Below are 24335 nucleotides of genomic sequence, written 5' to 3' on the forward strand. Positions count from 1 at the left end.
AGACCATGACCAAGCAAGTGCAAGACGCCTACATCGTCGCCGCCACCCGCACCCCGGTCGGCAAGGCGCCGCGTGGCATATTCCGCAATACCCGTCCCGACGACATGCTCGCCCATGTGATCCGTGCCGTGATGGCGCAAGCGCCGGGCATCGATCCGCATCGCATCGGCGACGTGATCGTCGGCTGTGCCATGCCCGAAGCCGAGCAGGGCATGAACGTGGCCCGTATCGGCCTGCTGCTGGCCGGCCTGCCGGACACCGTGCCGGGCGTCACCGTCAACCGCTTCTGTTCGTCCGGCCTGCAAGCCGTGGCGATGGCGGCCGATCGTATCCGCCTCGGCGAAGCCGATCTGATGATCGCGGCCGGCACCGAAAGCATGAGCATGGTGCCGATGATGGGCCACAAGGTGGCGATGAATCCGGCCATCTTCGACAACGAGCACATTGGTATCGCCTACGGCATGGGCATTACCGCCGAGAACGTCGCTAAACAGTGGAAGGTCTCGCGTGAAGCGCAGGATGCATTCGCCGCGCAAAGCCACGATCGTGCCCTTGCCGCGATCAAGGCAGGCGAGTTCAAGGACGAGATCACGCCGTTCCAGCTCGACGACCATTACCCCGATCTCGCGACCCGTGGCATCAAAACCGACAGCCGCATGATCGACACCGACGAAGGTCCCCGCGCCGGCAGCACGCCGGACGTGCTGGGCAAGCTGAAGACGGTCTTCCGCAATGGGCAGTTCGGCGGCAGTGTGACGGCGGGCAATTCCTCACAGACTTCCGACGGCGCCGCTGCGGTGCTGCTGGCCAGCGAGCAGGCGATCAAGGACTACGGCCTCACTCCCCTCGCCCGTTTCGTCGGCTACTCGGTGGCCGGCGTGCGCCCAGAGATCATGGGTATCGGCCCGAAGGAAGCGATTCCGAAGGCGCTCAAGCAAACTGGCATCAAGCAGGATCAGCTGGACTGGATCGAACTGAACGAAGCCTTCGCCGCGCAGGCGCTCGCCGTGATCGGCGATTTGGGTCTAGACCAGGCCAAGGTGAACCCGCTCGGCGGCGCCATTGCGCTGGGCCATCCGCTCGGTGCCACCGGTGCGGTTCGTACGGCAACGCTGGTGCATGGTTTGCGCCGTCGCAAGCAGAAGTACGGAATGGTGACGATGTGTATCGGTACCGGTATGGGTGCTGCCGGTGTGTTTGAGGCAGTCTGATCGTCGCCATGAACCACGCCCTCTCCCAGCCAGGGAGAGGGCTGGCGAACCTCGTGGGGAACGTTCGTAGGTTGGGGTGCAAACCCCAACATCGCCATGCCTGTGATCGCGCCATGTTGGGGTTTGCACCCCAACCTACGACCTGCGGAAAAACGTGAACCGTCGTCCTGGCGAAGCGAGCTTAAACGCTTGTCCTTATCTTCCGCCAAGCGAATAATGCGACACGTTGCGGCGCACACCCCGATGCGCCCACGTCCTGAGCGCTTCCGACATCCTCGCCACCAGGCGTAGGCCCGCTGCGCTCGCTGCAGGAACCGTTCGTGAGCGCGTTGACAGAGGAAAAGCTGGACTTGCCGGCCACCGATCAGCCGGCCTATCCCGACTACCGCGTCATTTCCCTGATCGTCGGTTGCGCGATCTTCCTGGAACAAGTCGACGGTACGGTGCTCGCCACCGCCCTGCCCACCATGGCACGCGACTTCGGCGTTTCCGCCCCGGCCATGAGCGTGGCGATTACCAGTTATCTGCTTGCGCTGGCGATTCTCATTCCGGTGAGCGGCGCCATTGCCGACCGCTTCGGCGCCAAGCGCGTGTTCAACAGCGCGATGGTGGTGTTCATCATCGGCTCCATCCTCTGCTCGCTCACCCATAGCCTGCCGATGATGGTGGCCGCACGGCTGGTGCAAGGCACGGGCGGCGCGATGATGGGGCCGGTAGGACGGCTGGTGATCCTGCGCACGGTAGAGCGCAAGCATCTGGTGTCATCCATGATGTGGACGCTGATTCCAGCCGTGCTCGGCACCATGGCCGGGCCACCGCTGGGTGGCTTCATCGTCCAGTACTTCGACTGGCGCTGGATCTTCTACATCAATGTGCCAATCGGCGTGTTGGGTTACTGGCTGGTTCGGCGCTACGTGCCGGAGGTGCACTGCGGAACTCGTCCTGCACCGTTCGACTGGCTGGGTTTTGCGCTTTGCAGCGTCGGCTTGGGCTGCCTGCTATTCGGCCTGGAGCTGTTTGGCGAGAACACCAGCGCGCGCAATGGCGTGATGCTCGTGGCCGTCGGCACGGCCGCGTGCCTGGCTTACGTCAAGCACGCCAAACGCCGCGAGCATCCCGCGGTGGATCTGACGCTGCTGCGCATCGATTCGTTCCGGCTCTCGGTGATTTCCGGCGCACTGATGCGCATCACCCAAGGCGCACAGCCGTTCCTGCTGCCGCTGTTGCTGCAGATCGGGCTCGGCTTCTCGGCGCTACGCAGCGGTCAGTTGATCCTGGCCATTTCCGTCGGCGCGCTGCTCGCCCGTGTCCTCACCACCCGCCTGCTGCGCTGGATCGGTTTTCGCCGTGTGATGGTCTACAACGGCGTACTCGCCGGCCTGAGTTATGCCGTCTGCGCGTTCTTCCGGGCGGATTGGCCGTTCTGGCTGATGTTCGGCTTGCTGGTGTGCTGCGGCATCATCATGTCGGTGCAGTTCACCGCTTACAACACCATCGCCTACGAGGCAGTGCCGACCGATCGCATGAGCGCGGCCAACAGTTTCTATTCCACCCTGCAGCAGCTGATGCTGTCGGTAGGTGTGTGCTGTGGCGCGCTGATCCTCAAGCTCGCCATGGCCGCCAGCCACAACACCGAACCGAGCCGCTTGAACTTTTCCGTAGCATTTCTGGTGGTCACCCTGATCTCGCTCAGTTCCACCCGCTGGCATCGCGCCTTTGCACCTGATGCCGGGCATGAAATGAGCGGACATCGGCATCGTTGAGTTGGCGACACACTGTTTCTCTGGCGATCGTTCCCCATCGCAGTGATAGGCCTTATGTTTCGCGGCATTCGAAACAAGCGAGGTGTTCCATGATCGAACGGCGTCCTTTCAACAGCCTTGGCGGTGCCGATCACGGCTGGCTCAAGGCCAAGCATCATTTCTCTTTCGCCGGCTACAACGACGGCAAGCGCATGGGCTGGGGGGCGCTACGTGTGTGGAATGACGACAGCATCGCCTCGCAAACCGGCTTTCCGCCGCACCCGCATGCGGATATGGAAATCATCACCTACGTGCGCGAGGGCGCCATCACGCATCGTGACAACCTGGGCAACCAGGGCCGCACCGTAGCCGGCGACGTGCAAGTGATGAGCGCAGGCAGCGGCATCACGCATAGCGAGTACAACCTGGAATCGGACACCACGCGCATCTTCCAGATCTGGATCATTCCGGACGAGCGCGGTCGCGCGCCATCATGGGGCACCAAACCGTTCCCCGCCGGTGAGCGCTCGGGACAGTTTGTGGCCCTGGCCAGCGGCATGGAAGGTGATGCAGATGCCCTGCCCTTGCGCACCAACGCACGCGTGCTCGGCGCCACGCTGAAAGCTGGAGAGACGGCGCATTACACGTTGGACAAACGGCGCTACGCCTATCTTGTACCCGCCAAAGGTGCGGTCGAGGTGAACGGCATTCGCGTCGATGCACGCGATGGCGTAGCGATTCACGACGAAACTGCGCTCCAAGTGAAGGCGCTCGAAGACGCGGAGCTGGTGCTGGTCGATTCAAGCCCATGAGACAAAACCACAGGAAGCTTCCTTGATGACAACCATGCAAGCCATCGACATTCCGCATTTCGGTGGCCCGGAGGTCTTGCGACTCGCCGAGCGCCCAGTGCCGCAACCGGGTGCCGGCGAGGTGTTGATCAAGGTCGTGGCATCGGGTGTGAATCGCCCGGATGTCTTCCAGCGGCAAGGACACTATGCACCGCCTCCAGGCGCTTCCGATCTGCCTGGGCTGGAAGTCGCCGGCGAAGTGGTAGACGGCGATTTCAGCGGCAGCAATCCGTTCGAGCTCAAGCGCGGCGATGCCGTCTGCGCCTTGCTGGCCGGTGGCGGCTATGCGCAATACGCCGTCGCTCCGCTTGGCCAGTGCCTGCCTGTACCACGCGGCATGAGCACGCTGGAAGCCGCGTCACTGCCGGAAAACTACTTCACCGTGTGGAGCAATGTCTTCGATCGCGGCCATTTGGGACAACGTGAAGAGGGTTCAAAAGAAAGCCTGCTGGTGCAAGGCGGTTCCAGCGGCATTGGTGTAACGGCGATCCAGCTAGCGCATGCACTGGGCCATCCCGTGTTTGCCACGGCGGGCAATGATGAGAAGTGTCGCGCTTGTGAGTCGCTCGGTGCACGCGCCATCAACTATCGCACTGAGGATTTCGTCGAGCGCGTGAAAGCCTGGACCGACGGTCGTGGTGCCGATGTCATTCTGGACATGGTTGCCGGCGACTATGTTCCGCGCGAGCTGGATGCCTTGGCCGACGATGGGCGGCTGGTGATCATTGCTACGCTCGGCGGCATGAAGTCCACGATCGATGTCGGCATGCTCATGCGTCGGCGGCTGCGTATCACCGGTTCTACGCTTCGCGTTCGCTCCGTTGCGTTCAAGTCAGCCATTGCAGAAAAACTGTATGAGCACATATGGCCGCTGTTTGCGGACAAACGCCTTCGTCCGGTCATCCATGACATTTTTCCTGCTCATGACGCCGCACGCGCACATGCATTGATGGAAAGCAGTGCGCACATCGGAAAAATTCTGTTGCGCTGGTAGCGGCCATGGCCATGTGCCGCCTAACTGCTAGCCGAACGACCACGATCACGCCGCCACAATAGGCTACGGACCAACATGCCCAGGCCCAGTAAGGCCGTAGCTACGCCATAGCCGCAGAGCGCCGGCTTGACCTGGCTCCATATCTGTCCGCTCCGACGCCCGAACCCATCAAGGGCCGGAGAAACCATGGTTGCATCGATGTGCATGCTGGTGAAAACGCACGCACCTAGCGTCATGCCTATCACCACCAAATCATAAAGGCGCCGCTTGCGAGGAAAGGCGTCTTTCGGAAAGGTCCAATACAACCAAACCAGGACGAGCAGAGTAGGACTAAGTAATGCAAGCGACAGATAGCGCATAACGATGGCTTCTTGTAGCAGTTACGCTTTCGAAAAGGGAAACGCCAACACATCCGCAATCTTGTCCGTGCCTGCCATGCACATCAGCAAGCGCTCGATACCCATCGCCACACCAGCGCAATCTGGCATGCGCTCCAGCACCGCCAACAGTTGTTCGTCGATGGGCATCTCACGCAAGCCACGCTCACGGCGGCGCGCGTTGTCACGTTCGAACCGGGCGCGTTGTTCCGTGGCATCGTTGAGTTCGTGGTAGCCATTGGCCAGTTCGTAAGGCCCCAGGTAAAGCTCGAAACGCTCGGCCAGCGGCGGCTCGCCGGGCCGAATACGCGCCAGGGCGCTCTGACTGGCCGGATAATCGTGAACCACCGTGATGCGATCACGCGGAAACGCCGGTTGCAGCTTGTGGGTGATGAGCAGGTCAAGCCAATCGTCGCGGGTGAGACCTTCCGGGCTAATGTTGTATTGAGCCAGCGGTGCACGTAGTTCTTCGATCTCGGCATGCAAAGGATCCAGCCCCAGTTCGTCGAGAAAAAGTTGCCGGTAGCCTTCGATCAGCACTTCAACACGGCGCCCCACCAACGCAAGTGCGGTTTCCACCAGTGCGATGGTTTCCTCCATCAGTTGCCGATGAGTCCAGCCAACGCGATACCACTCCAGCATGGTGAATTCGGGATTGTGCCGCTCCCCTGCTTCGCCGTTGCGGAATACGCGGCCGAGTTCGTAACAGTCGCCGACGCCATCGGCGAGCAGGCGTTTCAAAGGATATTCCGGCGACGTGCGCAACCAACGTTCACGCGAACCGGCATCGACATGACCGTGGAAGGGCGCGTGGAAGCTTTCGATGTTCGGATCGGTATTGCCTGCCGCGGACAAAATCGGCGTTTCGACTTCCAGTACACCGCGATCTGTAAAAAACGTGCGAATCATGGCGTACAACTTCGCGCGGCCCTGCAGGCGCTGGCGAAACGGTGTGATGTTGTTGAGGGTGGCGTCCATCGCGATCAGGCCCCGTGCTTCTTGAACAGTGCCAGCAACTGCGCTTCATCCCAAACCGCCACGCCCAGCTCCTGTGCCTTGTCGAGCTTGGAGCCGGCCGACTCGCCCGCCACCACAAAGTTGGTCTTCTTCGATACGCTGCCGGACACTTTCGCCCCCAAAGCCTCCAACTTTTCCTTGGCTTCGTCGCGTCCCATGCTGGACAGCGTGCCGGTGAGCACGGCGGTCTGGCCCGTCAAGGGTAGAGTTTCCACCTCGGCATGCTTGGGTATGGCGGCGAGCAGGCGATGCATGGCGGCTTCTGCTTCCTGCAAGGCAGCAAGGCGTTGGTCGTCGGAAAAATATTCGTCGAGATTGGCCGCGGCATTCTGTGCTAAACCGGCCGTTATCCAGTGCGTTGCGCCGCTGCTGTGTAATTTGGCAACGGACGAAAAATGCGAGGCCATCAACTCGGCGTTGCGATGACCGATCCCGTTGATGCCGGCATCTTCGAGCAATACTGCCAAGCCGAGTTTTTGCTGCAAGCGAGGCGACGGATCGGTTTCATCGCCCAGCGTCACGCCGGCTTTCAGCAGCGCATCGACAACCTCGCGATTGCCCTTCTGGTTGAAGAAAGCGTCGATGGAACCCGCCACCTCCGCGCCGATATCCGGAAGCTCACGCAGGATTGCCGCCGGCATGCTGCGTACCCACTCCAACCGCCCCAGCCAGCTCGCCAGTGTCTTGGCGGTGCTCTCGCCGATATGCACGATGCCGAGCGCGTACAGAAAACGCGCGAGCGTGGTCTTTTTGCTGGCCTCGATCCCTTCAATCAGGTTCTCCGCCCACTTGGTGGCGATCTTGCCAGCCTTGACGGTTTCCGGTGTGGTGCCGTCGCGCTCATCGGCGCGGCGCTTCATTTCAAGGAAATCCTCAAGCGTGAGCGTGTACAAATCGGCCGGTGTATGCACGTAGCCGAAATCCACCAACGCATCGACGAAGCGTTCGCCGATGCCTTCGATATCCATCGCACGACGGGAAGCGAAGTGAATCAACGCTTCCTTGCGCTGCGCGGCACAAACCAATCCGCCCGAACAGCGCCATGCTGCCTCGCCTTCTTCGCGCACGAGGGCGGAACCGCATACCGGACAATGCGTGGGCATGTGCCAGGGATGCGTTTTCGGCGGGCGGCGATCGGAGATCACGCGCACCACTTCCGGAATCACATCGCCCGCGCGGCGCACAATCACCGTGTCACCCACACGTACGTCCAGTCGTGCCACTTGATCAGCATTGTGCAGCGTGGCGTTGGTGACGGTGACACCTGCCACCTGCACAGGCGTGAGGCGTGCGACGGGTGTAGCGGCGCCGGTGCGGCCGATCTGGATCTCGATCGCCTCCACCGTGGTGCTCTGCTCCTGCGCAGGAAATTTGTGCGCAATCGCCCAGCGTGGCGCGCGCGACACGAAGCCCATCTCGCGCTGGCCAACGTAGTCATCAAGCTTGTACACCACGCCGTCGATGTCATAAGCCAGTTGATCGCGCTTGGCGCCAATGTGCTTGAAGTAAGCAAGCAGGCCGTCGAAACCGTTGGCTGTACTCACTTCCGGGGAAACGGGAAAACCCCACTCGCGCAGCTTCTGCAGCGTCTTGGAATGCGAGGGCGGCAACTCTGCGCCTTCGACCATGCCCACGCCATAAGCGAAGAAGCTAAGTTTGCGCTTGGCCGTGATGGCTGGATCAAGCTGTCGCAACGAACCGGCGGCGCCATTGCGGGGGTTGGCGAGGGGACGCTCGCCGTGTTCGCGCGCGTGGGCGTTGAAAGCTTCGAAATCCCTGCGCAGCATGATCACTTCGCCACGCACTTCCAGTACGCGTGGCCAATCGTCGCCGCGCAGGCGCAATGGAATGGAACGCACGGTGCGCAGATTGGCGGTGACCTCTTCGCCGGTTTCACCGTCGCCGCGCGTGGCGCCTTGCACGAACACGCCGTCTTCATAGCGCAGGCTGATCGCCAGCCCATCCAGCTTCGGTTCTACCGAAAACACCGGATTGCTGCGCCCCAGCGTCTGCTCGATACGGCGCTCGAACTCCGACACTTCGCGGTAACGCTCGCGATCGTTGTCTCCCTCCTGCTCGAAGGCATTGCTCAACGACAGCATCGGCAAGGCATGTCGCACTTCGGCAAAACCGCCGCGCGCTCGTGCGCCGACGCGCCGGGTGGGCGAGTCGGGCGTAGCCAACTGCGGATGCTCGACCTCCAGCGCTTCCAGTTCGCGCATCAGACGGTCGTATTCGGCATCCGGAATGTCTGGATCATCCAGTACGTGGTAGCGATAGTTGGCGTGTTCGATCTGCTTGCGCAGATCCGACACACGATCGGCAGGCAGTGGGAATGCTGACGGTTTGCTCATAGGTGAAGTGTAACGATTCGATGTCGTTATTCCCTCTCCCGCGGGCTACGAAAACCCGGATTCGCCTGGGCGACGATGCAGGTTTTTCGCAGCCTCCGTGAAAGAAGAAGAACCAGGAAAGCAGGCGTCCTTTAAGCCAAATAACTGCCACAGCAGGTATCATAGCGCTCATGCCCTCCTCGCCCGCCGCTTCTTCCGCTAACGCAGCCACGGCGGACGCTGTTGCAGACCTCCCCTCCCATGAGCGCTACAGCGGCCTGATCTGGCTGGTGGCCGCTTCGTTCTTCATGCAGTCGCTGGATTCCACCATCGTCAACACGGCGGTGCCAGCGGTTGCCGCGGCCTTGCACGAAACACCGCTGAACATGCGCAGCGCGCTGACCAGCTACGTGCTCACCCTGGCGATTCTTATCCCGGCCACGCCCTGGCTATGCGACCGTTTCGGCACGCGCCGCGTCTTTGGCGCCGCTATCAGCGTATTCGCGATCGGTTCCCTGCTTTGCGGCGTCTCCCAGACCTTGCAGCAACTGGTAGCTGCGCGCGTACTGCAAGGTATCGGTGGTGCGGCCTTGATGCCGGTGGGCCGTTACATTCTGGTGCGTACCATCGACAAGCGCGATTTCGTGAAGGTGATGAGTACGGTTTCCACGTTCGGGCTGCTCGGCTCCGTGCTGGGACCTTTGTTGGGTGGTGCGCTGGTGGAATACGCCAATTGGCGCCTGATTTTTCTGATCAACGTGCCGGTAGGCATCGTCGGCATGTGGCTCAACTATCGTGAAATGCCTGAGTACCGACTGGAGACAGCCAGCCGCTTCGACCTGTTCGGCTTCATATTGTTTGCCGCGTCATCTGCCTTGCTGCTGGCCGCATCGGAATTCGCGGCGGATGAGACCGTCCGCTGGGGTCAGATGGGCCTGCTGGTGGTGCTCGCCATTGCGTTCGGCGCCGCCTATGTCTGGCACAGCCATCGCACGGAGCACCCCGTCGCGGATCTGGCCCTGCTGCGCGTGCGCAGTGTCTGGGTCGCGCTGTCGGGCAACCTGCTGACGCGGCTGGGCGTAAGCGGCATGTTTCTGCTGATCGTGCTGTTCCTGCAGGTCGGCTGCGGCTGGTCGCCGATGGCGGCGGGCCTGATGATGGTGCCGCAGGCGCTGGGCTCGATCTGTTGCAAATGGCTGGTGAACCGCACCCTGGTCCGGCTGGGATACCGGCGCCTGCTGTTCGGCAATACGCTGATCGTGGCCGCTTTGCTGGCGATGTTCGCCCTGCTTGGCCCGCACACGCCGGTCGCGCTGATCACGCTGCTGGTATTCGTCTACGGCGGCTTCATGGGCATGCAGTACACCGTGATGAACACGCTGATCTACACCGACCTGGACGTGAAATACGCTTCGATGGCCTCGTCGATGGCTTCCACCACGCAATATCTCTCGATGAGCTTCGGCATTGCGCTGGCCACTCTCCTGATGCAGACGCTGCTGCACGGTCAAGACAACGGGGCTTACGTGGTGGCTTTCCGCTGGACGGTGCTGGTGCTGGCGGTGATCACTGCCGTCGCCAGTCGCGTTTTTGCCCGTCTAGACAAGACGTCGCCTACAGCCCGCCACGTGTCTTCCACGGCATGAGCCGGTAGCATCAGGGATATGCCCATGATCGAAGGATTCCGACCATGCATCACGCTAACGACATTCTGTTTGCGCTTTTCATCGTATTCGTCGCCGCACAAATCGGCGCGGAAATAGCGCAACGCCTGAAGCTGCCGGGCGTCGTCGGCGAAATCGCCGCCGGCTGTGTGATTGGTCCGTCGGTCATGGGCTGGATTACGCCCGAGCAGATCGCGACCGGCACGCCACTGGATGTACTGGCCGAAATCGGCGTCGTGCTACTGCTGTTCTCAGTGGGCCTGGAAACACGGCTGGAAGATCTGAAGAAAGTCGGCAAAGCGGCCTTTCTCGTCGGCGTGCTCGGTGTGCTGCTGCCATTCGGCATGGGTGGCTTCTGGGGGCATGCCAGTGGCTTCGATTGGGGTAAATCGCTGTTCGTCGCAGCCGCGTTCGTGGCCACATCGGCGGGTATCACAGCGCGCGTACTGCAAGAGCTGGGCGCACTGCAACGCGTGGAAAGTAAGGTGATTTTAGGCGCCGCCGTGATCGACGATATCCTGGCGATGCTGCTGCTCGGTGTCGTGGTATCGCTTCAAGGCGGCAAGGGCTTCGATCCCATGCACTTGGTGGTGGTACTGGGTGGCGCCATCGGTTTTATCGCGGTGATCGGCTGGGGCGGCACGCGCGTGATGCGCTGGAATTCCACCTGGCTGGAAAAACCGCATAGCACTTATTCGCCGCTGCTCATCGTGCTGGCTCTCTGCCTGGGGCTGGCCTATGTATCCACGCTGTTTGGATTGGCCGCCATCATCGGCGCATTCCTGGCCGGCATGATCGCTTCGGAAACGCGTCAACAACATACGCTGGAACAGCAGATTCAACCGTTGCTCGCCCTGCTCACGCCATTCTTCTTCGTGCTGACCGGCAGCAAGATCGATTTGCATCAGCTCGCCAATGCCGATGCCTTGATTGCATTGCTGGTAGTCACGGTGATCGCCATCGTGTCGAAGCTGCTGGGCGGCTTCCTGGGTGCGCTATCGTTGGGTCGCATGGGTGCCACTATCGTCGGCTTCGGCATGGTGCCGCGCGGTGAAGTGGGCGTGGTGATCGCCAGCCTTGGGCTTGCCGCAGGTGTGTTCAGCGATCAGATGTACGCCATCATCGTGGCGATGTCGCTGCTGACGGCGATGGTGACGCCACCGATCCTCGCTTGGTTGCTGAAACGGGCAGCGAAGACGGCTGCTTCGACGGAAGCGCAAAATGCCGGGTAGCACGTAGGCTGGGATGAAATCCCAGCATCAAGAAGCTGTAAGCAAAGTTGGGGTTGTTATTCCGGCCTATACGCTTGTTACTCCCTGTCTGCGGCAATCAGCAAGTAAAAGAAACTCCCTTCTTCGTATGCCGTGATAAAGGCTTCTTCCACGCCTGTCGCCACCGACGACGAGGCCCGCAATTTCCAGTATGGCAATGTCTGCTCCGTCAAATTCTCCACCTGCAGAACCTGGAACCCGTGAGCATCCAGCGCACTCAAATACTCGCTGCGCGCGTGCACATTGCATCCATATCGCGCATTGATGAGGCTGACGGCTTCCGGGGGCATGCCAAATTCTTCGTTCCATGCCCCCGTGATCGTTAGATAACGGCCGCCCGGACGAATGATTCGCCGGTACTCCTTGAACAGGGGAGGAAGATCGACATACATCGTCGACTCATTATTCCAAACCGCCTTGAACCTTGCGTCCTCGAACCACGTGTCCAGCATATTGCGAAAATGGAACCGCACGCGGTTCGACACGCCACGATCCACGGCTTGCTGATTCGCGAAATCCACCTGCTTCTGTGAAATGGATATGCCATCCACACGGCATCCGAATCGCCGGTTCGCCATGAAGCTGGTTCCGCCGCGTCCCGAGCCCGAATCGAGCAGATGATCATCAGGTTGGATATCGCCCAGGTGATCGAGCAGGAAACCCGCTTGCGCCGACTCCAACCGGTGCAGCTCGGCAATGATCCGTTCATGGCGGCTGTTTGCATCCGTCGCTTCGAGTGCCGCCTGATTGACATCACCGATACCGTAATGGTGATGATACAAACCATCGACGTCGCCGAGCCGGATGTTGACCGGGCTGTGTTCCTTGTTCCAGTAATCGGCAATCGATTGCTGATACCGGCTTTTGATGACCTCGTTCGCTGCTTGTTGTCCAGCCATGTCCCTTTTCCTCCTTAAGTCACAGATGCTTGTAGCGTGGGCACGCGTCGTGCCACGCAAACGCCCCTCCCATCCACGCTTGCAATCCATGCAGGTAACGTTGGAGCTCCACAGAAGGCACGTGCTCGAGTGCTCGGCACGATGCTTCAAAATCACGTACAAGCGCGTTATGAATATCCACCACCTGCGCGGTGGCCGCCTGAAGCGAACATCCCTGCTCAGCAGCGATGATCAGAACCGCATTGCATACGGGCCGTTCATCTGCCGCGTCCCTGGCAACCGAATACAAATCATTGAGGATGGTCGACGCTGCTCCTGCCTGCCTTGCAGCACGGCAAACCCTAGGGTCGTAGAAGAGATTTGCAGGCAGGTCGTAGTCATCCACGACATCAATCAGCATCATCGAGACATAAAAGCTGTCGAACTGCCGCATGATCAAATAATTGGCCAGCGGGGGGAACACGCCTTTGATCCGCCATTCCGCGTAGGCTGTGCTACTGACGAACAGCGAGAACGTTGCGTGGCACAGCCGTGCCACTTGCGATGGCGACGCCAGCCGCCGCATCCGATCCATGCTTGACCTCAATGCCGTCAGCACTGGGTCACCTTCCCATCCGGCCTCCAGCTCATGCATGTATGAGCCAACCTGAGGCAGCGATTCCATGGCTGCCATAGCGGACACAAGGCGGGTGGGCAACTGCTCCTGCACTGCCCCCATCGTGCTGTCGTCTGCATAGTAGTCATCCAATGACCATAACGCGGTATTGATCTGCGCAGCGAGAAGTAAGCGATCCACATCGTCGCTATGACTGTGGGTCAGCGCAATCAGACGTCCAAAACTGGTGCGCCGCAGTTTATCCAGATAATCATCGGAAAAGCCGACTTCACGCGCCCATGCAATCAGTCTGTCATCGAGATCATTGATCAGTTCGTTGTCATTCCTCTCGACAACTGGACAACACAATGGCGGGGCTGCCCTATTACCCCAAGACGTCATCCCGTACGGACGCCATGCGAGATCGTCATGCGCCAGATCTCTTACACTCGCTTTGTTATCCGCATAGACAGACATGACTCGGCACCTCCATGGCGAGCCGCTATCACGGGTTTACGAATGGTGCTCAAAGACCTGCTTCCGATTACACGACGCAATCGGTATGCACCAAAAGCAAGAGGAACATACTGAGGTAACGGCAACGCGGACCGATGATGTTTATTTCAGAGCGCTGCTTTTGCGAAATAAATCACATATCGTCATGCTGCTACCCGTTCAAAAACGGGGACAGAGTCGCTCAGATTTACCTTTTATTGCTTATGTAGCCATACCCATCATGGTTGGGATTTGCACCCTGAGGTATCCCTACGTTTTTCGAGCTGTTCAAGGATGGGATTTTTCGCGGCCAATACTTAGCATTTTTACCTCAGCGTCATTCCGGCGAAGGCCGGAATCCATGCTTCGCATTCACCATGGATTCCGGCCTTCGCCGGAATGACGCCGAGGTAATTAAATAGACCTTGGCTAGCTTGCTGATTTTGTTCATATCATCAAGCAAAAAACGTGGGGATGCATCAGGGTTTGCACCCCAACCTACACGGATTTCCGCGAACGCATCAACACCGCATACAACACCGGCATCACCAGCAACACCAGCGGCACCTGCACCAGCAGACCTGCAATAATCGCCACCGCCAAGGGCTGCTGCATCTGCGAGCCGGACCCCAGCGCCAAGGCGAGCGGTAACAACGTAAGAATCGCCGCCATCGTGGACATCAGGATCGGGCGCATACGATGCCGGGCAGCTTCCAGCAACGCCTCGTGCAACGGCTTTTCGGCAACGACTTCCTCCAGTTCGGAGAAATAGAAGATCGCCACTTCGGTCACGATACCGACGATCATGGTCATGCCCATCATCGCGGAGATATTGAGCTCGATACCGGTGAGCCACAGGCCAACAAACACCGCACCAATGGCCAGCAATGGCATCAGCATGATCACCAGCGCCACGCGGAAACTTTCGTAGAGGAACAAAAGCAGTGTGAACACCAGCGCGATGGCGGCAAACAGCACCACGGTCAGCCCTTTGAAGGCTTCCTGCTGCTGCTGATACAACCCGCCCAGCTGGTAATACATGCCCTTGGGCAGCACGCCTGGCTTGGCCAGCATGGCTTTCACGTCATTGATCACGGCACCCATGCTGCGTCCGCTGATGCGACCAGTGACCGCGACCATGCGTTTGAGATTGCTGCGCGTGATTTCCGGCTGCCCTTGCACGATCTGCAAGCTCGCGATTTGCGACAACGGCAGCAAATGACCATCCGCCGCGCGAATGGGTAGCGCAGATACTTGTTCCAGGCGCTTATAGGCAGATGCCGGTAAGCGCACGCGCACCCCGATCATCTTGCCGTCGGCGGGCAGCTGGGTAGCGACGGTGCCGTCGATGGCCGCATCGACCTGTTCCTTCACCGCCGTAGGATCCAGCCCCTGCAAAGCCGCCTTGGCGGGATCCACCGTCATGACCAGCGCATCGCCGGCGGGATTGATGCCAGGAAGCACGCCGTTGACGCCACTGATCTTACCCAGTGCATCGGCCACTTTCTGGGCCGTGTCATTGAGCTGGTCGGGATCATCACTGTAGAGCTGAATCTCGATCGGCTGCGGCACGGATACCAGATCGCCGATCATGTCTTCCATCAGCTGCGACACTTCCACATCCAGGCCAGGTACTTTCTCTTCCGCTTCCTGGCGAATGTCGTTCATCACCTCTTCGGTAGAAGGACGCGAGCCATTCTTCAGGCGAACAAAGATGTCACCCGTATTGGCTTCAGTCAGCGCGTCGCCGAGCTGCAGCCCGGTGCGACGCGAATAGGTATCCACATAGGGATTGGCGCGAATGATCGCCTCAACTTGATTGAGCAGACGCCCGGTTTCCTCCAGCGAGGTGCCCGGCTTGGAAATGTAATCGAAAGTAAAACCGCCTTCGTCCATCGCGGGCATGAAGCCGGTGCCAACCTGGCTGAAGGCCAGCGCGCCGACGGCGATCAGGGGCAGCACAAACACTGCAATCCAGAGCGGGCGTTTCAGCCATCGTTGCAGCAGGTTTTCATAACCGTGCCTGATCCGCTGCGAAAACACACCACCCGAATGATCGGTGATGTGTCGCTGGTCCAGCAGCCGTTCTGACAGCAACGGCACGACGATCCAGGTCAGCAGATAGGAAATGACCAGTGCGCTGGCCATGGTCAGCGACAAGGCTTTGAAGAACGCGCCAGTGACGCCCGTAAGAAACGCCAACGGAACAAAGATCACCACCGTTGCTGCGCTGGAGCCAGTCAGCGGGCGGGTAAACTCCAACGCCGCACGCCCGATCCGCTCACTCACATGGCCGCTGACGCCATGCAGCCGGCGCATGATGTGTTCCTGCATCACAATCACGTCGTCGATGATCAGGCCCACCGCTGCCGCCATGCCGCCGAGCGTCATCATGTTGAAGCTCATGCCCAGCACATGCAGCAGCAGCACCGTGATCGCCAGAACGGCTGGCACCACCAGCATCGCAATGAAAATCACACGTGTGTTGCGCAGGAACACGAACAGCACCAGGCCGGCCAGCACAATGCCGATCAAGATTGCATCACGCACACTGCCGGCCGCGCCGGTAACCAGCTGCGACTGGTCGTACCAGTTGGCGATCTTTACGCCGGCTGGCATCTGCGGTGCGTAATCCTGCAAACGTTGCTTTACGTCGCGTGCGATCTGCACGCTGTTGCCGTCCGGTTGCTGCAGAATCTGGATCAATACCGCATCCTGGCCATCAGCCGTCACGCGAATCCACTGCGGTACGTGGCTCAACGTCACATCGGCGATGTCACCTAGGCGCACGATGCCATGGCTATCGGCACGCACCACGATCTGGCGCAACGCATCGACCGTACGCGGCTGGTTCTGGGCAAGCAGCAGGTACAGCTTGTAGTGATCGGAAACATGCCCCATTGCTTCGATGGTCGCCGCGCGGCTGACGGCGGTGGCGACATCGGTGAGGCTGAGGTCTTGCGCGCGCAGACGATTCGGGTCCACGTCGGCGTGGAATTCTGCGATCTCCCCACCTTGCACTTGCACGCGCGCCACACCATTGATGCCGCTGAGCAAGGGGCGTAATTGATACTGCGCCAAGTCGTACAAAGCGCTGGGCGACAGCGTGTGCGAGCGCAGGCTATATGCCAGCATCGGGTACGAACTGGGGTCCATGCGACGGGTGGTGAGTTGCGTACCAGCCGGCAGCTCCGGCAGCACCTGGCTGGCTGCGGCACTGACGTCGCCGAACGCGCGGCCCATGTCCGTGCCCCAGTCAAATGTGATCGACACGTCCGCACTGCCGCGGCTGGTGGTGGAGCGGATGTCGCGCACGCCGGGCACGCGGCGCAAGGCCGTCTCGATCGGTGTAGTAACTGCAATCGCCATCTGGTCGGCAGGACGATCGCCGGCATCGAGCGAGAGCATGATGCGCGGGAATTGCACGTTCGGGAACAAGGCCACCGGCATGAAAATGGCGCTACCGACACCGCCAATCGTCAACATGACCACGAGAAACAGCAGCGAACGCCAATGTCGCTGCATCCATGCGGTGACGCTCACTTGGCGGACTCCGGCTGGGCCTTGGCCGCTGCCTGCGGCGCCTTGTCCGAATCGTCGCCCTCGCGCACCGCGTCGCCATCGTCCAGTTCGTAGTTGCCGGTCACGATGACCTGCATCTTGGCGTCCAGCGGGCCTTGCACGCCGACGGTATCGCCATCCGGATGCTTCAGGGCGACATCGATGCGTTTGGCGTGATCGTGATCGACGACAAACACATAGGCACCTTTGTCATCCTGCAGCACGGCACCGCGCGGCAAAGCCCATGCGGTATAGCTGGTGGCGTCGATACTCGCCTGCACCGCCGAACCCGCCACCAACACATTGCCGGCTTCGGGCGGCAAGCTCACCTGCAACGGCAACAGATGCGTTTGCGCGTCGACCGCATGGCCGACCACATCGAGGCGACCCTGCAGGCTTTCGCCAGAACCATAGGTACCTTGCACTTCCACCGGCATGCCAGGCTTGAGATGCGCCCCCTGTTCCGGCTGTGCGCCAAGGCGTGCAACCAATGCCTGGGACGGCGCGAAACTCAGTAACGCCGTACCTGCCTGAAAGCGATCACCAAGGTTTACGTTGAGTGCCGTTACGACGCCATCGGCAGGTGCATTGATGGTTTCTTCGGCCGTGCCGCCGCCCAGTGCGCGCTGCGCTTCCAGGCCCGTCTTGGCGTCATCGAGGGCTTTGCGTGCCGTGGCTACCTGCGATTGCGTAGCCAGATGCTGCGCAGCCATCTGTTCCGTGCGTTTGAGTTCGCCGGTAGCAAGATCCAGCGCACTTTGCGCTTGCAGATACGCATTGCGGGCAACCGGATCGGGCGCTACGCGCAACAAAGCCTGCCCGCGCTGCACGGACTGCCCGCCCGCCACCAGCAAGCCGATCACCTGGCCACCATGTCCCAAACTAATAGTGCTGGCGCGGTGCGGATCACCCACCGCCGTACCCCACGCCTGGATGGTGTCGTGGAAGGTCTGGCTTGCCGGCGACACCGTCGTTACCAGTACCGTGCCTTTCACTTCCGGCGCTTCATCGTCATCGGCGGCACCACCTTTGCCGCAACCGGCCAGTGCAGCAAGCATCACTGCCGCTAGCGCGGCACGCGTAAGGACAAGTCGATTCATGGTTTGGACGCAGAGGCGGAGGACGGTTGAAGATCGGTGCTGCCGAGCAAGGCTTCCAGCGCAATGGCTTGCTGCGATTGCTGGTCGCGTGCCGCAATGTAATCCGTGTCTGCGCTGAGCGCATTGGCACGGATGGACAAATAGGTCGGCCAGTCGAGCAAACCTTTTTGCCAAGCACTTTCAGCGGCGCGGCGTGCTTCATCCAGGCGCTTGGATTGCGCCTGTGATTGTTCGAGCTGCTTGGTCAGCGTGTCCTGATCGAGCATCAGCTGGCGAATGTCATTGCGCGTCGTCAGCACACGGTTTTCGTAGTCATCTTTGAGCTGTTGCCGTGTCGCTTTTTCGATCGCGATATTGCCGCGGTTGCGGTCGAACAGCGGCAAGGTCACGCCGATATTGATGCCATGCGAAGGGATGCCGGAGTTGTCGCTTTGGCGATCGACGCCAAACGTCAGCGCGGGAAATTGCGCACGAATGGCGCCGCGCAAGGTGGCCTCTTGTGATTTGTAACCAGCCTGCAGTGCCAACAAGTCCGGCCGCCGCTGCGGCAGGCTGGCCAGCGCGACCTCGACCTGGTCAGGCGTGGGTGAAGCCTTGAAAGGCTCCCCGATCAGCTCCAGCGGCGCATCCGGTGCCAACCCGAGCAACACGCGCAGATCGTGCTCCGCCTGGTGCAATTGCACGGTGCCATCGGATAGCCGCTTGGTGGCATCGGCATACGCATTGAGGCCTGCGCTGGCGGCATCAAACGTGAGATTGCCTTCCTGCAATGCTTTGCGCACGTAGCCATCCACAGGTGCAAGGGCGACCTGCTCTGCGGCAAATTGCCGCTGCTGTTCGCGCAGTGAAACAACCTGGTTGAACAGCTGCCGCGCCTGGGCAATGGTCTGCCACTCCGCCCAGAGCAAGTCCAGGTTGGCCTGATCGGCCTGCGCATTAGCCGCGGCCTTGCGGGTGGAGCGAAGCAGCAAACTGGTGATGTCTTCACTGATGCCGTAGGCGGACGAGGTCCGGTAACCCGGAATGGGATGGGTGAGATATTCCTGATTGATGGAGATTTGCGGGTCCGGCAGCAATCCCGCCTGGAACGCTTGCGCACGTGCGATACCTACCTGGTCCCGCATCACCTTCAAATCCGGGCTATTGGCAACCGCCAGGATCGCCGCGTCGGTAACGTCCATCCCATGGGATAGATCGAATGGATGGGAGCGCAACGCCGGCAGCGGCATGGTCGATGTGTCGACAGAGAGCTGCGATACATCCTTGGCACCCTGCCCTTCGCCCAGCGGCAAGTGGGAGTAAGTGGCGCAGCCCGACAGGCCTACGACGCATGCCAACCCCAGCGCACGCACCAGGGGTATTCCACGGCCATGAGGTAAATCCTTACGAAACAACCGCACCTGCAAGTCTCCACCTTAGGTCCTGGATCGGGTGCAAAGGCTAGCGGCCTTTGCTTAGCACATACTTTGGTTGTCAGGGTTCCCGGTGCGATGCCGATAGGGATCTGGCCATTCGACGAGCCGCTACAACACCGGTTTCCGCAAAAAGTTGTGGCCATGACGAAGTCTGCTTCATAAATGTGACGTCCGCCTCCTTGATCCTTGACTTCACTCACACAAACTTCACGACCAACATTGTTTTATCCTTAAGTTAATCTGGCGGGAAAATGCGGGACGACGCCTACACACACTTGTGAATTTATTTTGCAGGGGAAAACGCATGGGGAAGCGCTGGTGGACTAACGACTGGCTGCTGCAGGTGGGGGTTGCTGTCGGCTACGGGCTTCTTTATCTCGCGATACATCCGTTTTCTACCGGGCACTGGCCGATCCATGCCGGCGTACGTTTGGCCTGCCTCCTTCTCATACCCTATCGGTACTGGCCTGCGCTCTATATTGGCGAAGCTTTGCCGAATGCGTATGAGACTCTTCAGTGCACAGACCTCGGTCCTGCGGGAATGGCTGCGGGGTGTATTCCCACGTTTACCGTAATAATGCCGATCGTCTGGTGGTGCCGCAGCAAACTCCCCCCACTCCCTTTCAAATCGGAACACGTGGTGGACGTCAAGGCGTTGCTCACGTGCATCTTGCTTGTTTCGCTGGGCAACATGGCCTACAGCTGGACCGTCATTTCCTTTGCAAAAGCCGTAGTTGGCCCGTTTGCCCCCCTGTCCTGGCTGGTGGATTATTTCTTTGGCCCTTATCTGGCCATCGTTTCCGTCGTGCCATGGGTTTTGATGACTTGGCTTGCTTGTCGCCGTGGACACTTGCGCGAACAGTTCCACAACCTACTCGCCAGCCGCTTGACCCTTGATACAGCGACCCTCCTGATTCCCGCCATCGTCCTTCTCGCTTGGCTAAATCATGTAGGAAGCGAAGAAACCAACCTGATAGCAACTATAGCCATGGCCTTGCCGATGGCATGGCTGACACTGAAACATGGTTGGCGAGCAGTCGCAGTCAGCGCGCCCCTCGTTATCGCGTGCATTTCCATCGCCATCCCGCCTGAAGAAGCTCCTGACGGCAAGCTCTACGCGACAATGATGTTCTTGACTATCACCGTGACATCTTTGTTTGCGCTTGGAGCACGCATCAGCGTCCAGCTTGCGAAAGAAGAAGAAGAGCGGCTCACCATGCTCAGCGTGCAACGCGTCGCAAGACAAAGCCTCCAGCTCAGTGAACAACGCATGCGGCAAACCTCCCAGGCGCTGGAATACCTTGCTGGAACTCTGCACGTCACCAACAGCCGTTTGCTTGAGCAAATGCGCCGGATCGTGCCAAACATCGAAAGCCATGCCTTCTATAAGCAAGCTCTAAACACACAAAGCCAGGTATATCGCCTTGCCGAAAGCATGCATCCTGTAGCATGGCGTGAGCGTGGTTTACCAGCTGCTCTGAATGAAACCGTTGCGCGCGCGCTGGACGAAGCAGGTATTGCCTATCGTTGCGAGATTAGCGGACGCGGCTTCAGTCGCCTGGCCCCCGCCGTTCTCACCGCGACCTATCGAACAGCATGCGAAGCCATTGTTTATGTCACTTCCCGGCTCGCTTGCACTCGAGTGAACCTCATACTCCGTGGTGGGGAAACCAACGGAAAGCGCTGGATCGCACTTCGTGTAACGGGAGTACTGGAAGAGACAGGTATTGCCAGTGCGGTTTACCACACTGAAGAGCGCAAGCGACTAGCTGCTAAGCTGGGCGCAAGCATGCTTGATATTCCTGAAATGCGCGACCAGGTACGCATCTTTGACGGCATGCTCCACATACGCATGCCTGCCGATCGGCTGCAATTAACGGCACTGCTGCATGATGCCATTCGCGAGGAGGAACAAGGAGAGATCGCTCGCCTTGCCCCGCCTCTGCGTCTATGGGTGAAATAGAAATACCCCTCACTCACCCCATCAAGAACCGTGGCCACCGCCGCACGACGCGGTAGGACAAGCTTGTTGAGCACTAAGTACGTTGAACGTCGTGGTGCCGTTGCTCTGAGGCGTCGCGGTCACTGTAGTCGCACTATCTTGATAAACCGTTTGTGTAGTATTCGACGTTGCACTAACCGCACTGGACGACGCCGATGCCGGTGCGCTCTGCGCGCCGGTAGTGACGTTCTGCGAATCAACACCCACCGGCAATACAATGGACGAACCATTGGCAGTACCTACCGCAGCATGCACGATGCCATTCAGATCGTTGATCTGGATGTACTCGATGCCGTTCAACACGAACACATACACGTGCCAGTTCGGACTGACACTTACGTCTGTAGCATTCGGCCAAGATTGGCCAAGTCCAGTCGCCGGTGCGGCGGTCTGAGCAAAAGCTACTGAAGAAACGCAAAGCGCAGTCAGGCCGGCGAATGCTGCTTTACGGACAAAGCTTCCTTGATTACGGGACATGGGCTTCCCCTGGGTGAATGGTAGTTCGCCTACCGGAAGCGGAAATGTAGCAGGCGAATCGTGTATAAGCTGGAGAATTTTTTAGGCTAATGTAGCCACAATTCAGCAGCGCGATAGCACTACCGGCACCTTCACGTTTTCTTGACTACCTGATCCACTGCTGACGTCGACTTGAATCGTGGCAAGTCGCGAGGATCGTTTTACGCACCGACTTACAGCGAGAAGACATATGCCCAAACTACGCGTGCACAGCTTTGGCGTTTCCCTCGACGGCTATGCTGCCGGCCCTGACCAAAGCCTGGACTACCCACTTGGTGTCCGCGGCCCCGAGCTTATGGAATGGTTCTTCCACACGCGTATGTGGCAGCGCATGCAGGGTCAGGACGATGGGGAAACGGGTATCGACAACGGCATCGCCGAACAAGGCTTTGCAAACATCGGCGCCTGGATCATCGGGCGCAATATGTTCGGCCCTATCCGCGGACCATGGCCGGACGAAAACTGGAAAGGCTGGTGGGGCGAGGAACCGCCTTACCACACGCCCGTGTTCGTGCTGACGCATTACCCGCGCGCACCGCTCAAGATGGCAGGCGGTACGGAATTCCTCTTTATTACCGAAGGTATCCATGCAGCGCTGGAGCAAGCCAAGTCAGCTGCAGGAGACCGCGATGTTCGACTCGGCGGCGGCGTCTCCACTGTTCGGCAATACCTGCAAGCTGGGCTGATCGACGAATTACATCTGGTCGTTCGCCCGATGCTGCTTGGATCCGGCGAGAACCTATGGAACGGGCTCAATGCCCACGCGCTTGGTTACGAATGCACAAAACATGTGGCGGGTGAGCGCGCAATGCATGTATTTCTGAGCAGACGGACCTGAGGCGCAATGACCTCCGGCACGCGATGACCTCTGGCACTCCTCGCTGCGTAGGTGGCTGCTAGCCTTGCGTGGTCGAACGTATTACCAGGCCCGCATATGGAATGCCTTATCCGTTGATATCGCGCCAATCGCCGGCGTCGAGGGGAGTGCCATGGCAAGTATCGCGATCGATCGGTCCCAGCGCATCGCTGCGAGAGTGGCGGGCTTTCTGTATCTGCTATTGATGGCCTGTGGCGTGTTCGGTGAATACAACGGCCGCGGCAGTTTGATCGCGGATAACGACCCTGCCAAGACAGCAACGCTTATCACTCATCATCTATTGCTGTTCCGCCTCGGCATCATCAGTGATCTAACCGCCTTTGCCGGCGATATCGCGATGGCCGTCGCGCTGTATGTACTGCTTCGGCCGATCGGCAAGCATCTCGCTTTACTTGCCACATTTTGGCGGGTAGCGGAGGTTGCGGTACTTGGCGTCATTACGCTCAACAGCTTCACCATGTTGTTGCTGCTGACCGATCCGCGATACGCCGCGGTGTTTTCAAGTCAGCAATTGCAGCATCTCGTTTGGCTGTTCAATGACACGCATGACGCAGGCTACAACATCGGCCTGATTTTTTTATCGCTGGGTTGCATCGTTTACAGTTGGCTGTTTTTCAAATCCCGCTATGTCCCGCGGCTGCTGGCAGGGTTCGGGCTGTTGGCCTATGTGGTGATGTTGGTAGGGACAATCGTTGCCATCTTGTGGCCGGATAATCCGGTGGGCGGAAATTTCGACACGCCGGCAGGCTTGTATGAAATCATCATCGGCTTTTGGTTGTTGTTGCGCGGTGTGAGGGAACCACAGAAGCCGTAACATCTCGGCTAATGGGCGTTGATGATGCCCGCTTCACTCAGGCTTATGCTTAATCGGTGGATTGTTTCGGAGGTCACATGAAACATCATCTTCTTACGACTGCTATTTTCATCGCTGCACTCGTTCTGTATAGCGTCGGCATGACCCGCGGTGGTTCGCTGCTCTTTGTTGCCGGTGCTGCGTGCGAACTCTGGTTCTGGGCTCGTATCTTTCGGTGCCGCACGAATTTCTGACAGATCAACCTCTGGCTCGCCGTTAAGCCAAAAGGACAGCTCAGCCATAACGAAAGTTTTGTGAGCGCTGCGAAGTGGTGAATCTCTCAAAAAGAAAGCGCCACAAGGGCGCTTTTTCTTCATTCGCAATGGAGGCCAGGGTCGGAATCGAACCGGCGTACACGGCTTTGCAGGCCGCTGCATGACCACTCTGCCACCTGGCCATCGCGCTGAACCGCAACCATAACAGGTCGAGGCCCGCTTTAAAAAACAAAACCTCGGCTCACCGAGGTTTTGCTTGAAACTGGAGCGGGAAACGAGACTCGAACTCGCGACCCCGACCTTGGCAAGGTCGTGCTCTACCAACTGAGCTATTCCCGCATCGGAGC

At 59.5% G+C, this 24335-nt stretch carries 18 protein-coding genes and 2 tRNA genes; 9 read left to right on the top strand and 11 right to left on the bottom strand.

Annotated elements, in window-relative coordinates:
- The first annotated feature begins 5 nt into the window (after nt 1-5).
- The 4 genes from IEX75_RS17840 (at nt 6) to IEX75_RS17855 (ending at nt 4798) form a co-directional block, all read left to right on the top strand.
- Nucleotides 6-1211, top strand: coding sequence for an acetyl-CoA C-acyltransferase (locus tag IEX75_RS17840; protein WP_188796250.1), 1206 nt, complete (start codon nt 6-8; stop codon nt 1209-1211).
- A gap of 320 nt (nt 1212-1531) precedes the next feature.
- Nucleotides 1532-2974, top strand: coding sequence for a DHA2 family efflux MFS transporter permease subunit (locus IEX75_RS17845; protein WP_423373166.1), 1443 nt, complete (start codon nt 1532-1534; stop codon nt 2972-2974).
- 89 nt (nt 2975-3063) lie between these two features.
- Nucleotides 3064-3765: a pirin family protein gene (locus IEX75_RS17850; RefSeq protein ID WP_188796251.1), complete on the top strand. Its 702-nt coding sequence runs from the start codon at nt 3064-3066 to the stop codon at nt 3763-3765.
- Nucleotides 3766-3790: 25 nt separating this feature from the next.
- Entirely contained in the window at nt 3791-4798 is a 1008-nt protein-coding gene (locus IEX75_RS17855; protein ID WP_229720937.1) for an NAD(P)H-quinone oxidoreductase, read from the top strand.
- Nucleotides 4799-5178: 380 nt separating this feature from the next.
- Here IEX75_RS17855 and epmA read toward each other — a convergent pair whose 3' ends face one another.
- Together epmA and ligA are read right to left on the bottom strand one after the other, a co-directional pair.
- Complete coding sequence (gene epmA, locus IEX75_RS17860) at nt 5179-6153, bottom strand: EF-P lysine aminoacylase EpmA (protein WP_188796252.1); 975 nt, start codon at nt 6151-6153, stop codon at nt 5179-5181.
- A gap of 5 nt (nt 6154-6158) precedes the next feature.
- On the bottom strand, nt 6159-8546 hold the full coding sequence (ligA, locus tag IEX75_RS17865) for an NAD-dependent DNA ligase LigA (RefSeq protein WP_188796253.1): 2388 nt from the start codon (nt 8544-8546) through the stop codon (nt 6159-6161).
- A 170-nt stretch (nt 8547-8716) separates the two neighbouring features.
- Here ligA and IEX75_RS17870 point away from each other — a divergent pair, with 170 nt between their 5' ends.
- The gene (locus tag IEX75_RS17870) at nt 8717-10171 is read left to right on the top strand and encodes an MFS transporter (protein ID WP_188796254.1); all 1455 of its coding nucleotides are present in this window, start codon (nt 8717-8719) and stop codon (nt 10169-10171) included.
- A 44-nt stretch (nt 10172-10215) separates the two neighbouring features.
- The gene (locus IEX75_RS17875) at nt 10216-11421 is read left to right on the top strand and encodes a cation:proton antiporter (RefSeq protein WP_188796255.1); all 1206 of its coding nucleotides are present in this window, start codon (nt 10216-10218) and stop codon (nt 11419-11421) included.
- Nucleotides 11422-11498: 77 nt separating this feature from the next.
- Here IEX75_RS17875 and IEX75_RS17880 read toward each other — a convergent pair whose 3' ends face one another.
- The 5 genes from IEX75_RS17880 to IEX75_RS17900 all read right to left on the bottom strand — a co-directional run bounded on the left by IEX75_RS17880 (nt 11499) and on the right by IEX75_RS17900 (nt 19510).
- Complete coding sequence (locus tag IEX75_RS17880) at nt 11499-12419, bottom strand: geranyl diphosphate 2-C-methyltransferase (protein ID WP_229720938.1); 921 nt, start codon at nt 12417-12419, stop codon at nt 11499-11501.
- A complete protein-coding gene (locus tag IEX75_RS17885) occupies nt 12379-13431 on the bottom strand; it encodes a terpene synthase family protein (RefSeq protein ID WP_229720939.1) in 1053 nt (350 codons plus the stop codon). Before IEX75_RS17885 ends, IEX75_RS17880 begins: the two co-directional genes overlap by 41 nt.
- A 516-nt stretch (nt 13432-13947) precedes the next feature.
- Complete coding sequence (locus tag IEX75_RS17890; RefSeq protein ID WP_188796256.1) at nt 13948-16992, bottom strand: efflux RND transporter permease subunit; 3045 nt, start codon at nt 16990-16992, stop codon at nt 13948-13950.
- A complete protein-coding gene (locus tag IEX75_RS17895; protein WP_188796258.1) occupies nt 16989-18110 on the bottom strand; it encodes an efflux RND transporter periplasmic adaptor subunit in 1122 nt (373 codons plus the stop codon). Before IEX75_RS17895 ends, IEX75_RS17890 begins: the two co-directional genes overlap by 4 nt.
- Entirely contained in the window at nt 18107-19510 is a 1404-nt protein-coding gene (locus IEX75_RS17900) for a TolC family protein (protein WP_229720940.1), read from the bottom strand. Before IEX75_RS17900 ends, IEX75_RS17895 begins: the two co-directional genes overlap by 4 nt.
- 319 nt (nt 19511-19829) lie before the next feature.
- Here IEX75_RS17900 and IEX75_RS17905 point away from each other — a divergent pair, with 319 nt between their 5' ends.
- Nucleotides 19830-21488 carry an MASE1 domain-containing protein gene (locus IEX75_RS17905; RefSeq protein ID WP_188796260.1) on the top strand — a complete coding sequence of 553 codons (1659 nt, stop codon included), beginning with the start codon at nt 19830-19832 and terminating at the stop codon, nt 21486-21488.
- A 21-nt stretch (nt 21489-21509) separates the two neighbouring features.
- Here IEX75_RS17905 and IEX75_RS17910 read toward each other — a convergent pair whose 3' ends face one another.
- Nucleotides 21510-22004: a hypothetical protein gene (locus IEX75_RS17910; protein ID WP_188796261.1), complete on the bottom strand. Its 495-nt coding sequence runs from the start codon at nt 22002-22004 to the stop codon at nt 21510-21512.
- A gap of 229 nt (nt 22005-22233) precedes the next feature.
- On the opposite strand from IEX75_RS17910, the gene IEX75_RS17915 reads away from it, so the two are divergent.
- Complete coding sequence (locus IEX75_RS17915) at nt 22234-22881, top strand: dihydrofolate reductase family protein (protein WP_188796263.1); 648 nt, start codon at nt 22234-22236, stop codon at nt 22879-22881.
- A gap of 151 nt (nt 22882-23032) precedes the next feature.
- The gene (locus tag IEX75_RS17920; RefSeq protein WP_188796265.1) at nt 23033-23734 is read left to right on the top strand and encodes a DUF4386 domain-containing protein; all 702 of its coding nucleotides are present in this window, start codon (nt 23033-23035) and stop codon (nt 23732-23734) included.
- Nucleotides 23735-23742: 8 nt separating this feature from the next.
- Here IEX75_RS17920 and IEX75_RS17925 read toward each other — a convergent pair whose 3' ends face one another.
- The 3 genes from IEX75_RS17925 to IEX75_RS17935 form a co-directional block, all read right to left on the bottom strand.
- Nucleotides 23743-24090: a hypothetical protein gene (locus IEX75_RS17925; protein ID WP_188796267.1), complete on the bottom strand. Its 348-nt coding sequence runs from the start codon at nt 24088-24090 to the stop codon at nt 23743-23745.
- Nucleotides 24091-24096: 6 nt separating this feature from the next.
- A tRNA-Cys gene (locus tag IEX75_RS17930) sits at nt 24097-24170 on the bottom strand.
- 81 nt (nt 24171-24251) lie between these two features.
- Nucleotides 24252-24327 (bottom strand) — tRNA-Gly (locus IEX75_RS17935).
- Nucleotides 24328-24335 lie beyond the last annotated feature (8 nt).

The sequence above is a fragment of the Dyella nitratireducens genome, assembly GCF_014642835.1.
Classification (GTDB): domain Bacteria; phylum Pseudomonadota; class Gammaproteobacteria; order Xanthomonadales; family Rhodanobacteraceae; genus Dyella_B; species Dyella_B nitratireducens.

Coding starts and splice junctions, on each gene's coding strand:
- IEX75_RS17840 (WP_188796250.1), top strand. CDS start 6: ATGACCAAGCAAGTGCAAGACGCCTACATCGTCGCCGCCACCCGCACC.
- IEX75_RS17850 (WP_188796251.1), top strand. CDS start 3,064: ATGATCGAACGGCGTCCTTTCAACAGCCTTGGCGGTGCCGATCACGGC.
- IEX75_RS17855 (WP_229720937.1), top strand. CDS start 3,791: ATGACAACCATGCAAGCCATCGACATTCCGCATTTCGGTGGCCCGGAG.
- epmA (WP_188796252.1), bottom strand. CDS start 6,153: ATGGACGCCACCCTCAACAACATCACACCGTTTCGCCAGCGCCTGCAG.
- ligA (WP_188796253.1), bottom strand. CDS start 8,546: ATGAGCAAACCGTCAGCATTCCCACTGCCTGCCGATCGTGTGTCGGAT.
- IEX75_RS17870 (WP_188796254.1), top strand. CDS start 8,717: ATGCCCTCCTCGCCCGCCGCTTCTTCCGCTAACGCAGCCACGGCGGAC.
- IEX75_RS17875 (WP_188796255.1), top strand. CDS start 10,216: ATGCATCACGCTAACGACATTCTGTTTGCGCTTTTCATCGTATTCGTC.
- IEX75_RS17885 (WP_229720939.1), bottom strand. CDS start 13,431: ATGTCTGTCTATGCGGATAACAAAGCGAGTGTAAGAGATCTGGCGCAT.
- IEX75_RS17895 (WP_188796258.1), bottom strand. CDS start 18,110: ATGAATCGACTTGTCCTTACGCGTGCCGCGCTAGCGGCAGTGATGCTT.
- IEX75_RS17905 (WP_188796260.1), top strand. CDS start 19,830: ATGGGGAAGCGCTGGTGGACTAACGACTGGCTGCTGCAGGTGGGGGTT.
- IEX75_RS17910 (WP_188796261.1), bottom strand. CDS start 22,004: ATGTCCCGTAATCAAGGAAGCTTTGTCCGTAAAGCAGCATTCGCCGGC.
- IEX75_RS17915 (WP_188796263.1), top strand. CDS start 22,234: ATGCCCAAACTACGCGTGCACAGCTTTGGCGTTTCCCTCGACGGCTAT.
- IEX75_RS17920 (WP_188796265.1), top strand. CDS start 23,033: ATGGCAAGTATCGCGATCGATCGGTCCCAGCGCATCGCTGCGAGAGTG.
- IEX75_RS17925 (WP_188796267.1), bottom strand. CDS start 24,090: ATGAAGAAAAAGCGCCCTTGTGGCGCTTTCTTTTTGAGAGATTCACCA.